This window comes from Paraburkholderia translucens (genome assembly GCF_020881035.1).
GTDB lineage: Bacteria > Pseudomonadota > Gammaproteobacteria > Burkholderiales > Burkholderiaceae > Paraburkholderia > Paraburkholderia translucens.
Genome location: NZ_JAJITC010000015.1, coordinates 120,597 through 134,292, shown reverse-complemented (window position 1 = coordinate 134,292; position 13,696 = coordinate 120,597). Strand labels below are relative to the sequence as shown.

The window sequence follows — 13,696 nt, the reverse complement described above, 5'->3', positions numbered from 1 at the left end:
CGGTTGAGCGGCAGGGCGCCTCCGCGCCGCGATTGCGCATCATCGCGCGCAAGATATGTCAAATGCACTACCGTGCGCAAGATAGTGCTCACAATTAGTGCGACGATCGCGCGACAGCCCGAGCGCGAAAATGAGCGTCATGGTGCGCAAAACTAATAGTTTGAGCTATAATGCGCACTATGATGCGCAAAAAGACCTCCTCGCTTCCGATCACCAGCATAGAGCGCCTCGCGGCCAGCCTGCGCGCTACCCGGCGTGAACGCAAGGTTACCCAGCAGGCGCTCGCCGAGCGCGCGGGCGTCGCGCGCCGCACGATCACCAATGCCGAAGGAGCCGAGAACGTCGGCATACAGGAGTGGTGCCGCCTCGTGAGCGCGCTTGGCTACGAGCTGGTTCTGCGCCCGCGCGACACCGTGATGCTGGACGAGCTCGACACCATCTTCAAGGACGATGACTGATGAGCGGCGGCAAGACATTGGACCTGGAGCGGCTGTTTGGCAACATCCGCACCCTTGAGGTACACACGCCCCAAGGGACGAGTGGCCTGCTGGCCAAGGAGAGCCGCTACTCCTTCAATTACGGACAGGTGTCCGACGCCGCCGCGGTATCCCTGACAATGCCGGTGCGCCGCGAAAGCTATGCCAGAGGCGACCTGATGGGTGTCTTCGCGATGAACCGCCCCGAAGGTTATCTGCGGCACATCATTGAAGACCGGCTTGCACGTCTCGGCACGCCAAGCGACCTGTTCCTGCTGTTCCTTGCTGGGTGTAACCAGATTGGGCGGCTTACGTACTCCATGCCGGGGGAGCGGGTGCCTGAGCACCAGGGCGAACACCTCGAGGAGCTCCTGTCCTCACCGTCCGGCAAACTCTTTGCGCGTCTCGTCGACCAGTATGCGCTCGGCTCTGGTATTTCGGGTGTCCAGCCCAAAACCGTGGTGCCGATCGCGCAAGAAAGCCCGCGCGCGCTCGACGAGCATACCGCGCTGCCCCTCAATTCGGTAATCGTGAAGGCGGAGGGCGACGACTTTCCGGGCATCGCGCGCAACGAATTCTTCTGCATGTCCGTCTCAAAAGAGGCGGGGATGGAGGTTCCTCAGTTCTGGCTTTCCGATGATGGCAAGCTTTTTGTGATGGCGCGCTTTGACCGGCACCCGGACGGCTCACCGTTGGGCTTCGAGGACATGGGCGTGCTGACCGGAAAGTCCAAGTACGAGGGCAGCTACGAGATGATCGCGAAGGCCGTCGACATCTTCACGGGCTCCGACTATCAGCAGAGCGTTCGCCTCTTTGAGCGGGTCGCCTTGTCGTGTCTATTGCGCGATGGCGATGCGCATATGAAGAATATCGGCATCCTCTACGAGGACCCGACCGGGCCTCGCCGCCTCGCGCCCGTGTTCGACGTCGTGTGCACCGACATCTATCCGGAGCTCGACGGCAAGTTGGCGCTCAAGCTCAACAAGTCGACGGTGTTTCCCATCCCTCAAGTCCTCGTGGAGTATGGCCGCCGCCTGGGTTTGCGCGAGGACGAATGCAAGTCCACCATGGACCGTCTGCGCAATGCATATGAGCGGGTCGCGGTCCGGTTCGAAAGCGACCCGCGCTTCGTCGAGGATGGGCTCCTCGCGAGCATCCGGCGGGTCATCGAGCGCGTCGGCGTGCAGCCGGTCGTGAGGCCCAGGGGCAGATAACGCGGCCTATGGCGATGCAATTGCGGTAATGCCGAGCATCGCCACCGGTTGCCGATGGTCGCACCAACCGCGCCTATGGCTGAACTGCTGTCCTGCAAAGAGCCGGGAAAAGGGCGACGCGGTGCTCGAGACGTTCGGAAAACTGGCAGTCTGATCGCGAGCGACGCATCGGCGGCGCCGTGCGCGGCGAACGCCGCCGCACACGGATGGGCGCGTCAGAACGTTTCGTGATGCTCGTTGCGCGCGATGTCCGCCTGCACCATCATCTGGCACAGCTGTTCGAGCGAGGTCCGCGGCTGCCAGCCGAGCGTATCGCGCGCCTTGTCCGCGCAGCCGATCAACAGGTCCACTTCGGCCGGCCGATAGAACCTCGGATTCACGCGCACGAGCGTCTTGCCGGTCGCGACGTCGATACCGGTTTCGCGCTCGTCCTTGCCCGACCATTCGAGCTGATAGCCCGCCGCCGAAAACGCCATGCGCACGAAATCGCGAACGGTTTCGGTGCGGCCGGTCGCGAGCACGAAGGTGTCGGGCGCGTCGGCCTGCAACATGCGCCACATGCCTTCGACATATTCCAGCGCAAAGCCCCAGTCGCGCTGCGCGCTCAGGTTGCCGAGTTCGAGCACGTCGAGCCTGCCGAGCTTGATCTTCGCGACCGAGTCGGTGATCTTGCGCGTGACGAATTCGCGGCCACGCAGCGGCGATTCGTGATTGAACAGAATGCCGCTGCTCGCGAACAGGTTGTACGACTCGCGGTAGTTGATCGTCGACCAGTGCGCGAACAGTTTGGCGACGCCATACGGGCTGCGCGGATAGAACGGCGTGCTCTCGCGTTGCGGCACCGCCTGCACGAGGCCGAACATCTCGGAGGTCGACGCCTGGTAAAAGCGCGTCTTCGGGCTCAGGATACGCAGCCCTTCGAGCAGATTGAGCGCGCCGATGCCGGTCACTTCGGCGGTGGTCGCGGGCTGGTCGAACGACACGCCGACGAAGCTCTGCGCGGCGAGGTTGTACAGCTCGTCGGCCTGGGTGCCGTCGAGCAGACGCAGCGTCGAGCCGAGGTCGGTCAGGTCGTGTTCGACCAGACGCAGATTCGGATGATCGAGCACGCCGAGCTCACGCATGCGCCAGAAGTTGACCGAACTCGTGCGCCGATAGGTGCCGGTCACGTGATAGCCCTTGTCGAGCAGCAGCCGGGTCAGATAGGCGCCGTCCTGTCCGGATACGCCGGTGATGATCGCTTTGCGTGGTTGGCTCATAGCTTGCCTTCTAGTTGATGAATGGAAAAAAGCGGAACGCGCCTGAAAAAATCGCTCAATGTGGGTTGTCCAGCAGCCGCCGCACCAGCGGTTCGACGACCCGATAGTCCTGTTCGGCCTTCAGCCGGTACAGCTCCGGCTTGGGATGCGCACCGTCCGACATCAGCGCCTTCCAGTCCGGCAGGCTGCACACGTACGCGTATTGATCGACGAGCGGCACCTGCTCTTCGGCGGCGACGCGACGCGTCATCGCGACCATCGCGGCGAGCCTGGCGTTGAGCCGGTTGTCGGGCATTGGGTTCGAGGTCTGCAAAACCGGCTCCTTGCCGAGCGCGCGCGCGGTTTGCACGAGCGTCGTTTCGGCCGCGTAGAACTGCTCGGGCGTCTGGTTTTGCATCACTTCGTTGATGCCGTAGTTGATCAGCACGATCTGCGCGGGCGACCCCGCGAGTCGTTCGCGCCACGGCAGGCCTGCTGTCGGGCCTGCGCGGCGATTGCCGGTGCCGTCGCGCAACTGCGTGGCCATCGTGCCGCCAACGCCGTAGTTCGTGACGCGCACGCGCTCGCCGTCATGCGCCGCTAATGCCAGTTGCAGATACGTCACGGCGTTGCGTGGCTGGGGGGCGCAGTGGCCGTCGCCGCAGGTGATGCCGAGCGTGGTCGAATCGCCGTAGGCGTCGATCAGTACCTGGTTGGGCGATGAGGTTTGCGCTTCGGCGGTGGCCGTGCTCGTCGCGGGCGCGAGCAGCGTCAGCGCCGATACGGCGCCGAGCGCGCAGGCAGCGGTAGCAGCCCGGCGGTTCATGCGCGGCTTTGCGGCGCTGGCCGCGCAACGTTGGCACCGGCGCTGGCCGTCGTTCTCGCACCGCGCGTGCCGAAAATCAGGCGCTTCTCGAAGGCGAACCACGAGATGCTCGCGTACACGAGCGTAATCGCGAGCGCGATCGCGGCGCTCAGATAGCGATTCAGGTGCAGCGGCCACACCATGTAAAGCACGCTCAGGTGGATCAGATAGATCGTGTAGCTGATGGTGCCGATATAAACGAGCACGCGATTGCACAGCAACCGCTTCACGATGCCCTTGCTTTGCAGCGCGATCACGACGATCGACGTACACAGCACCAACGACACGCTATACAGCCCCGCATTCGAGAGCGGCGTATTCGCCGCGCGAAAGCGCGGGAAGTGCAGATGCAGCCACGCCAGCACCGCGAGCGCGGCCAGCGCGCCGAGCACGGCGAGTGCCTTGAACGGTTCGAGCGCATTGCGATCTCGCCGCACCGCAACCGCGAGCAGCGCGCCGGCCGCGAGCAGATCCATGCGGAACGGCGTCAGGTAATAGATCGGCCAGAATGAATCGAACCACGGCGACGCGAGCGCACGCAGCAGCGGCACCAGCACGATCAGCGCGGCCGCCACGAGCCCGAGCAGACGCTCGGGCACGAGCAGGATCACGAACGGCCAGAAGATGTAGAACTGCTCTTCGACCGCGAGCGACCACAGCACGTTGAGACTGTCGTGACCGCTTTGATTGAGCGCATCGCCGATATTGGTCGCGAAAAACGCGTACCAGTACCAGTGCTGCGCCCATGCGAGGCCGAACAGCACCGATGACACGGCCATCAACAGCAGGTACGGCGGCAGGATGCGGCGCGCCCGGCGTGCGTAGAAATAGCGGAAATACGACTGCTGACGCGACTTGCGATCGAGCAGGATGCCGCTGATCAGAAATCCGCTCAAAACGAAAAACAGATCGACGCCCATCCACAGCGGCGCTTTCAGCGCGTGTTGCGCGAACACGGCGAGCACGGCGATCGCGCGCAGGCCATCGAGCTGCACGATGCGGGAATGGGAGGGCGCGAGGGGCAATGCGCTGGCTGTCATGAACCGTCCATGGTGAAAAGCGGATGGGCCGGGCGAAGGGCCGCGCGGTTCGCAGGCAACGACTCACGAACAGGCGCGCGCTTCGCGTCGCAACGGAAATGCAATCGATTCTAGGGAAAAGAAATTCGCGAAAAAACCGGTATGAATTGGCTAAATGAATCAGATTGAAACAGGGTGTTTCATTGGCAATTCATGCGAAATTTATATGTTTATGCTTTGGGGAGGTTGTGCCGTAATAAGTACGGATTGCGTGATATTGCGTCGGTAAAGAAGGGCGGAATTGCTGCGCCAGAAACGGACGCCGACCAAAAACGGTTTTTATCGATTTTCAAAAACGTTTCTTTATTCGCATTCAATGAGACAAATATTTTTGAATTATTTTTGATTTTCGTCGCCGCGTTTTTTCCGCGTAACGTAGCCGAGTGGAAGGCTGTCTAGCCGGGCCGCGCGTAGTGGCCATGCGTCCACTTGCCCGCTCGCGTGGGCTCAGGCGCTGCATTTCGATCCGTTGCGCTTCGCTTCTCGTTGCCACATCACCGAATTTCGCCCCGCGCGGGCACAGGTCCGCGTGCATCGCGTTGACCGGATATCGACTGGAGGATCCGCCTTGCCCCGTTTCACGTTCAGAAGCTGGTTCGCGCTAACGGCGTGCGGTGCCGCACTGATCGCGGCATCGGCCGGGAGGCCGGCTTGCGCCGAAACCGAGTTGAACGCGAAGACGTCATGGATCGGCAACAGCTTCGGCTTTGGCGATGGCACGTGGACGCAAATCAATATCACCGCGATCGCGGTCACGCCCGACGGCAAGGTCTATACGAACGCGCCGTGGGATGAAAGCGGCGCCGAAGCGAGCGTCTACCAGGACGGCAGGATGCTCGGCTTCTCGGGCGGCACGCACGGCTGGGGCAACGCCGGCGGCAATGCGATCGCGGTCAATCGCAAGTACGCGTTCGTCGCGATCGCAGTCGGCAATGAGAAGGGGCATCTGGTCGAGCCGGGCGTGTGGCCCGGAAAGGGGCAGCAATGGTTCGGCATTTCGCGGCGCCTGATCGGCGATCCGCAACGCGTCGCCCCGTTTCAGCCCGCCTCGAAAAGCGCGGACCCGCATGCGCAGTTGGCGGCCGGCTTTCTGATGATGAACGAAGTGCCGACCGGCACGGACGCGGCGATCGGCGGGCTCGCCGCGAACGATACGACGCTGTTCGCGGCCAATACCGCGCGTAATCGCATCGAAGTCTACGATGCCGAGTCGATGCAGCAGAAGGCGGCGTGGAGCGTGCACGAGCCAAGACGTATCGCGCTTGCGCCCGACGGCACATTGTGGGTGCTGAGCGGCGCACGCAGCGAACGCGCGCCGGGCATCGAGCATTACACGGCGACGGGCCAGCGCCTCGACGAGAACTTCACGTTGCCGGCCGATACGGTCGCGGTCGACGTCGCCGTCGATGCACAAGGCCGCATCCTGATCGCCGACAACGGTCCGCGCCAGCAGGTGCTGTTCTTCACGAAGCACGATGGCCGTTACGCGGAGTCGGGCACGCTCGGCGAGCGCGGCGGCATTTTCAGCGGCGTCGCGGGCAAGCCCGGGCCGTTGCGCTTCAATGGATTGACCGGCGTCGGCGTCGATGCGCGCGGCAACGTCTATGTGTCGAGCAACGGCATCGGTCCGCGTTACGAGCCGATCGGCGCGGGTCTCGGCGCGACGCTCGAAAGCTATGCGCCGAACGGCAAGCGCAACTGGGAGGTCGAGGGGCTGCTGTTCGTCGACGGCGCGTGGATCGATCCGGCCAGGCCCGACAGCGTCTATACCGGCAACAAGCGCTTCGAACTCGATCTGTCGAAGCCGCCTGGACAGGACTGGAAATATGCGGGATTTCTGTCGAATCGCTTCAGATACCCCGACGATCCGGTGTTTCACACCGACCAGTATCCGGGCCTGCCGATCGCGCGGCGGCTCAAGGGGCGCACGTTCCTCTATCTGACCGACATGTATGCGGACCATCTGAAGATCTATCGCTTCGATCCGCAGCACGACGGCGAAACCGCGATTCCTTCCGGCTTTATCGCAGGCCGCGAGCGCGCGGTCGCGAAGGTGCCGGATGCGCCGCCGGGCGGCGACTGGATCTGGCGCGATACGAACGGCGACGGCCGCTTCGATCGCGACGAATTCACGCCGAACACGAGCGGCACGAAGCTCGCGGGCGGCTGGGGCTGGTGGGTCGATACGGCGGGCGACATCTGGCGCACGCGCGATACCAAGGGCATCTACCGGTTCCGCTTCGGCGGACTCGATGCGAAGGGCAATCCGGTCTACTCGTATTCGAGCCTGACCCAGTACCCGGTGCCGCCGCCGTTCACCGAGCTGCGTCGCGCGATCTACGACCCCGGCACCGACACGATGTACGTGAGCGGCTATTCGGCCGACATGCCCACCGCCCAGGGCTTCTGGAAAGAAGTGGGGCGCGTGCTCGCGCGCTATGACAAATGGTCGAGCGGCAAACCGGTGCAGCGCTACGCGATAGCGTTGCCGTGGCAGACCCAGAGCAAGCCCATCGCGACGGTCATCGGCCTCACCGTCGAGGGGCAATACGTGTTCGGCGTCGAGCCGGTCGGCACGGTGCACGTATGGGACAAGGACAGCGGCAAGGAACTCGGCGTGATCCGGCCGGGCTCCGAAGTAGGGCGCGCGTCCGGCTGGGTCGACGTGCCGAACGGTATCAGCGCCGCAAAACGCAGCGATGGCGAGTACCTCGTGTTCGTCGAGGAAGACGCGCGCGGCAAGGTGCTGATGTACCGCTGGAAGCCTTGATGGCCGCGCTGTCGTCAAAGATGCGGCTGCGCACGCAAGCTAACCGCAAAACTCAAGGGATTCGATGGACAAAGGCATTCTCAGGAACGTAGCGATCAATTTTTTCGGGCTCGTGCTGCCGACCTTCGTGTCGCTCGTGACCGTGCCGTGGTATATCCGGCTGCTCGGCGTCGAGCGCTACGGCGTGATCAGTCTCGTGTGGACGCTGATCGGCTACTTCGGGATTCTCGATCTCGGCATGAGCATGGCCGCGCAAAACCATATTTCGAAAGCGCGCGCGTCGGGCGATAAGCAGGAGAGCGCGCGCGTCTTCTGGAGCGCGACGTGGCTCAATCTGACGACCGGCGTGATCGGCGGTCTGATCATCTACTTCGGCGCGTTCCTCTACACCGCATATTTCACGAAGGTGTCGCCCGAGCTGCAGCACGAGGTTTATATGGCGCTGCCGTGGCTCGCGGTTGCGATTCCCCTCGCGAACGTGTCGTGGGTATTCGCGGGCGCGATCAATGGCGCCGAACGCTTCGGCGTCTACAACACGAACCAGACGATCGGCACGTTCCTGTTCCAGCTGCTGCCGCTCGGTGCCGCTCTGTGGCTCGGCGCGAACCTGCAGAACGTGCTCGCCGCGGCGGTGGTCGCGCGGATTCTCGCGGCGGTGCTGCTTGGCCGCTCGGCGCTGAAAGTGCTTGAAATACGCAGCATTCTGCCGCCGCAGCTCGGCGTCGCAAAGGGACTGTTCAACTTCGGCGGCTGGATGCTGATTGCGAGCGTGACGACGATGATCGCCGATTCGCTCGATCGCGTGATGCTCGGCTCGCGCCTGGGCGCGCGTTTCGTCACGTACTACACGGTGCCGCAAAATCTCGTCACGCGTCTGAACATCGTGCCGACCGCGATGGTGCGCACGCTGTTTCCGCGCTTGTCCGCGGTCGGCCGCGCGGATGCCGACACCATCACGCAGCAGTCGCTCGAATTTCTCAACGGCGTGTTCACGCCGGTCGCGCTCGTCGCGATGCTGGTGCTCGAACCGTTTCTGCATCTGTGGGTGGGCAATGAGATCGCGACTGTCGCGGCACCCGTGGGCCGCATCATGATCGTCGCCGTGTGGCTCGTGGGCCAGGCCAACGTGACCCGCATCCTGATCCAGTCGCAGGTCAATCCCGCTACCGCCGCGCGCGTGGGCCTCGTCGAGTTGCCGTTTTTCGCCGGCGCGTTGTGGCTCGGTATCACGCATTTCGGGCTGACGGGCGCGGCGGTCGCGGTCTGTGCTCGCGCGCTGTTCGACTACGCGGTGCTGCTGCATTTCGCCGCGATCCGCGCGCGCCAGATCGTGCTCGACATGCTCGCCCATCTCGCCTTTCTGCTCGCCAGCCTGTGGCTCGCGAGTTTTCTGCCGAGCCTCGCGCTCGCGATCGGCGCGGGCGTGTTGATGGTCGGCGCGAACGTCGGGTGGTCGCTCACCATGACGCCCGCCTTGCGCAATCTTGCGCGTTCACTGCTGTTGCGACTGAATCCGAGGAAAAGCGCATGAATCACGACGTCCTTGAAAACAACCTGTTGAGGCCCGCGAAGCGCAGCGCGCTCGACGAACTCACGAGCGTGCCCGGCGTGCAGGCGGCGCCGCGCCGCACCGCGCAGCGCGCGAGCAAAGACGTGCGCATCGCGATCGTGCACGACTGGCTCGTCACCTATGCGGGCGCGGAGAAAGTGCTCGAGCAGATCATCGCCTGCTTCCCGGACGCGGATCTGTTCAGCCTCGTGGACTTTCTCGACGACCGCAGCTTCCTGCGCGGCAAACCGGTGACGACCTCGTTCATCCAGAAGCTGCCGCTTGCCCGCAGCAAGTACCGCTCATATCTGCCGCTGATGCCGCTCGCCATCGAGCAGCTCGACGTGTCCGCGTACGACGTCGTGATTTCGAGCAGTCATGCGGTCGCGAAGGGCATATTGACGGGCCCTGACCAGGTGCATATCAGCTACGTGCATTCGCCGATCCGCTATGCGTGGGATTTGCAGCACCAGTACCTGCAGCAGTCGAAGCTGACCAATGGGCCGAAGTCGGCGCTCGCGCGGCTGATTCTGCATTACATGCGCAATTGGGATATCCGCACGTCGAATTCGGTCGACCACTTCGTGGCGAACTCGGCGTTCATCGCGCGACGGATCAAGAAGGTGTATCAGCGTGATGCGCAGGTGATCTTTCCGCCGGTCGACGTCGAGGCTTTTTCTATGTGCACGCAGAAGGAAGACTTCTATCTGACCGCGTCGCGCATGGTGCCGTACAAGAAGATCGACCTGATCGTCGAGGCGTTCGCGCAGATGCCCGGGCGCAAGCTCGTCGTGATCGGCGACGGGCCCGACATGGCGAAGATTCGCGCAAAGGCGGGACCGAACGTCGAGATCATGGGCTATCAGCCGTTCCAGGTGCTGAAGGACCGCATGAGCCGCGCGAAGGCATTCGTGTTCGCGGCCGAAGAGGATTTCGGCATTTCGGTGGTCGAGGCGCAGGCCTGCGGCACGCCGGTCATTGCGTACGGCAAGGGCGGAGCGCTCGAAACCGTGCGCGATCTGTCCGAGCCGAAGCCAACCGGCATGTTCTTCGATGAACAGAACACCGGCTCGATCATCGCGGCGGTCAATCGCTTCGATGAACTGGCGCACTGGTTCCTGCCGGAGAATTGCCGCGGCAACGCCGAACAGTTTTCTGCCGGGCATTTCCGCGAGCGCTTTTTCGCGCATGTGCGCGCGTCGGTGCCCGCGCTGCGCACGGCGACGCTGCCCGCATACGTTCCGTATCGGTCGTGCGGGCAGACCGACACCAACGTGCCGCGCATTCTCGCCGTCGATCAGAGCGGCGTGCTCGGCGGCGCGGAGCTGTCATTGCTCGAAATCGTCAAGGCGCTGCGCTCGCGCATCGAGGTCGTGCTGTTCGACGATGGGCCGTTTAACACTGCGCTCGCGAAGACCGGCGTCGAAGTCAACGTACTCGATGCGGGTGCGCTGAAAAACGTGCGCAAGCAGGGCGGTTCGCTGCCGAAAGGCCAGGCGTTGAAAGGGCTGATATCGCTCGTGCGGGAAACCGCGAAACGCGCGCGCAAGGCGGACGTGATCTACGCGAACACGCAGCGCGCAATGGTGATCGGCGCACTAGCGGGCAAGCTCGCGAGACGCCCGGTGGTCTGGCATCTGCGCGACATCGTCAGTGCCGAGCATTTCGGCGGCAAGCAGCTCGCGATCATCAAGTGGTGCGCGCGGCTCGGTCTCACGCATGTGATTGCCAATTCGGCCGCGTCGGCGCAGGCGTTCGCGAAGCTCACGCGGTTCGACAGCAGGCGCATCGACGTCGTGTTCAATGGCATTGACGCACAGCCGTTCGACGCGTTGCGCGCGGTGCCGCAAGCGGTGTTGCGCGAGCGCCTGAATCTGCCGCGCGAGGCGTTCCTGGTCGGCTCGTTCAGCCGGCTCGCGCGCTGGAAGGGGCAGCATGTGCTGCTCGAAGCGATGGTGCTCAATCCACAGATGCATGCGGTGCTGGTCGGTGCGCCGCTGTTTGGCGAGGACCAGTACGAGGTCGAACTGCGTGCATTCGTCGCCACGCACAAGCTCGGATCGCGTGTGCATTTTCTGGGCTTCCAGCACGATATTCCCGCGTGCATGTGCGCGGTGGACGCGGTCGTGCATACGTCGATCACGCCGGAGCCGTTCGGCCGCGTGATCGTGGAGGGGATGCTCGCGCAACGGCCGGTCGTGGCGTCGCGCGCGGGCGGTGTGCTCGAAATCATCGACGATTATGAAAACGGCGTGCTGTGCACGCCGGGTGATGCGCATGCGCTCGCCGATACGCTCGCCGAATTGCGCTCGAACGGCGAGCTGCGCGACAAGCTGATCAGGAATGGGTATCGGACCGCGCAGGAGCGGTTTGGTACGCGCGGCTATGTGGATGGGGTGGCGGGGATTTTGAAGGGGGTGGCAGGGGGTAAGGCGGTTCGCTTTATTCGAGGGTAGGCAGGGGCTTGATCAGTTCTTGCTGGCATAGCGGAGCGAAGGTCGAACGACGTTCGCTCCGTTTTATCCGTTATTCGTCAGCGTCAGGCCTGGCGAGCTCATTGAGTCTGTCTTTTGTTATTCGGGTCATGCAGTCCCAGAATACCATGTAACGCATTGATGCCTGACCTAGTGAGTACGTATCAGAGTAACACTCGTCATCGCGAAACGCCTTCCAATGTTGCTGGGCCGCCTCGAAATAGGGTAGTGCAGCTGGCTCGCCGTTCGCCTTCAAAGCGATATCGTTATTTTGGAGTTTCATGGAAATTTCCGATACAAGTTTGGTAAGCTTTTCATCGGATTTCTCAAAGTAAAAATGCGAGCACTGCCACAGCTCCTCCGTGCCCATTGAGTTTCGCTTGCAATAAATTGTGATTTCCGAATCGGATTTGTTCAAAAAAAATTCTTTATAGGAACGTGCTTTTGAATAATCGAATTCGCCGGAATAGATTGAGTCCGCAAAAACTTTTTGCGCAAATAATACAAGCATCAAAAATAAATTAATGGCGCGCATCATATACTCCGGTCGCAAAGAGTCGCGCCTCGCTTTCCCGGCGATTACCGACACGCCCCGCGAGAAACCCGCGTATCGTATCGGGCATGCCGCGATAGTCTCCGCTGTTAAGGATCTTTGTAACGTGCGCGACGCGAGTTTCGGGCCATGAGTCATGCTTTGCGTGGTACGGACCAGTATTCCATATAACAGAAACAATGGCGTCATATTCATACTGAAATAGCGGAACCTTGATTTCCCTGTTAATGGCCCTTTCGAATTCCACCAAAGTTTGGCGCATGTACTCCTGACACTGCCCAACAGATACCGTATCGCCAATCCTGAGATTATCGCCGGGATTGACGCGATGGCCTAATCCTACTGTCGGAATGCCGTAGCCATCGTCGTAGACGGTCAAAACGAAACCATCTACTACTCGCCTACCTTTAAATGTTCCGTTCAAGATTCCACTTTCCCATATGGCTATAAACTGCAATCCTTGTTCAGAAATTTGCCACGGCTTGCCGAGCCTATCCGATTGGGCTGTCACAGATGAATTCGGGTCTGTGCTTGTTAGTGCTGTTCCAAGTGCATCGGGCATTACGCATCCTTATGACCAAGGTAGATGACGATTTGTCGCGCGTCGTTGGTCCGGAATCGTCGGGTTCGGCCTTCCGTGTCAGTCGTGCCGCGTGCGAGGCGATTGTCGGAAAATCGAACCGTGTAGTGGGTGTCGCTCAGTACCTTCCCCTGACTATCGCGGAGCACGAATTGCTGATGAAACCAGCCTCTGCTGCATTGACACGCCCATGCGGTACCCAAGGCCTCGACCATCTCCCGTCCAGTTGAGTACGAGCGAAGCTGATCAAACGGGAAGAATTCGCCGGTTTCAACGTTCAAAGCCATTGCGTGCGGCATTGGCGAGTAAGTGGAGAATATCGAATATGTCACGCGGCAAAGCAGGCAATTCTCCTCACTCGCCATAGATGTCCGGGTAATCTTCAAATTTTGCGACTCCATTGGAAATTTTCGAGCTTGAAGGAAACACCGAGCAAATTAATCATCTAAACGGTCTAATGTCAATATATATGACTAAATACGAGTTAGTTTTTGACAAAAATTGACATTCATTGTCAAAACGGCTCTATCCCAATTTAAAGTTATTGACTGTAACTCGCCAAATGGTTAATTTGTCGAATGTTGCCTGCTGGGTTAAGGCCAGTGGCGATCCAGTAGCGTCTCCTTACTTCGAGAAGGCTCAAAGCGGGTTGACATCGTATCGTGACAACGAATGTTATAGCGAAGTTTACGCGATGGGCGAAGCAGCTGAACGCGAAATATTCTTTTGGGAATGTATGGCGAATATCACAGATAGTCGTGTAAAAGAGCTAGAAGAACTGCTAAAGAATTGATTGGCAGTTCGAGAGAATGATTCCATCGGCGTTGAGGCAATCAAGCGACGCATTGAAGTTTGGAAGGTGGGGCCCTGAAAAAAAGGGGGAGTTTTATTTTACACC

The 13,696-nt window shown here is 61.2% G+C and carries 10 protein-coding genes; 5 read left to right on the top strand and 5 right to left on the bottom strand.

Translation table 11 applies throughout. The features are described from left to right. The first annotated feature begins 179 nt into the window (after nt 1-179). Entirely contained in the window at nt 180-458 is a 279-nt protein-coding gene (locus LJ655_RS24260; RefSeq protein ID WP_230563750.1) for a helix-turn-helix domain-containing protein, read from the top strand. Continuing rightward, a complete protein-coding gene (locus LJ655_RS24255; RefSeq protein ID WP_230563749.1) occupies nt 458-1,690 on the top strand; it encodes a type II toxin-antitoxin system HipA family toxin in 1,233 nt (410 codons plus the stop codon). The genes LJ655_RS24260 and LJ655_RS24255 overlap by 1 nt, the downstream gene beginning before the upstream one ends. A 215-nt stretch (nt 1,691-1,905) precedes the next feature. Here LJ655_RS24255 and gmd read toward each other — a convergent pair whose 3' ends face one another. The 3 genes from gmd to LJ655_RS24240 are packed head-to-tail and all read right to left on the bottom strand — an operon-like array spanning nt 1,906 to nt 4,833. After that, nucleotides 1,906-2,949: a GDP-mannose 4,6-dehydratase gene (gene gmd / locus LJ655_RS24250; protein ID WP_230563748.1), complete on the bottom strand. Its 1,044-nt coding sequence runs from the start codon at nt 2,947-2,949 to the stop codon at nt 1,906-1,908. Nucleotides 2,950-3,004: 55 nt separating this feature from the next. Then, nucleotides 3,005-3,754: an SGNH/GDSL hydrolase family protein gene (locus tag LJ655_RS24245; RefSeq protein ID WP_230563747.1), complete on the bottom strand. Its 750-nt coding sequence runs from the start codon at nt 3,752-3,754 to the stop codon at nt 3,005-3,007. Beyond that, a complete protein-coding gene (locus LJ655_RS24240) occupies nt 3,751-4,833 on the bottom strand; it encodes an acyltransferase family protein (protein ID WP_230563746.1) in 1,083 nt (360 codons plus the stop codon). Before LJ655_RS24240 ends, LJ655_RS24245 begins: the two co-directional genes overlap by 4 nt. A gap of 607 nt (nt 4,834-5,440) precedes the next feature. On the opposite strand from LJ655_RS24240, the gene LJ655_RS24235 reads away from it, so the two are divergent. The 3 genes from LJ655_RS24235 to LJ655_RS24225 all read left to right on the top strand — a co-directional run bounded on the left by LJ655_RS24235 (nt 5,441) and on the right by LJ655_RS24225 (nt 11,647). Further along, nucleotides 5,441-7,642, top strand: coding sequence for an NHL repeat-containing protein (locus LJ655_RS24235; protein WP_230563745.1), 2,202 nt, complete (start codon nt 5,441-5,443; stop codon nt 7,640-7,642). A 64-nt stretch (nt 7,643-7,706) separates the two neighbouring features. Next, complete coding sequence (locus tag LJ655_RS24230; protein WP_230563744.1) at nt 7,707-9,173, top strand: flippase; 1,467 nt, start codon at nt 7,707-7,709, stop codon at nt 9,171-9,173. Then, the gene (locus LJ655_RS24225) at nt 9,170-11,647 is read left to right on the top strand and encodes a glycosyltransferase family 4 protein (protein ID WP_230563743.1); all 2,478 of its coding nucleotides are present in this window, start codon (nt 9,170-9,172) and stop codon (nt 11,645-11,647) included. Before LJ655_RS24230 ends, LJ655_RS24225 begins: the two co-directional genes overlap by 4 nt. A 70-nt stretch (nt 11,648-11,717) precedes the next feature. On the opposite strand, the gene LJ655_RS24220 is transcribed toward LJ655_RS24225, so the two are convergent. Next, nucleotides 11,718-12,203, bottom strand: a complete 486-nt coding sequence (locus LJ655_RS24220) for a lysozyme inhibitor LprI family protein (RefSeq protein ID WP_230563742.1) — start codon at nt 12,201-12,203, stop codon at nt 11,718-11,720. Then, nucleotides 12,187-12,780: a lysozyme gene (locus tag LJ655_RS24215; RefSeq protein WP_230563741.1), complete on the bottom strand. Its 594-nt coding sequence runs from the start codon at nt 12,778-12,780 to the stop codon at nt 12,187-12,189. The genes LJ655_RS24220 and LJ655_RS24215 overlap by 17 nt, the downstream gene beginning before the upstream one ends. Nucleotides 12,781-13,696 lie beyond the last annotated feature (916 nt).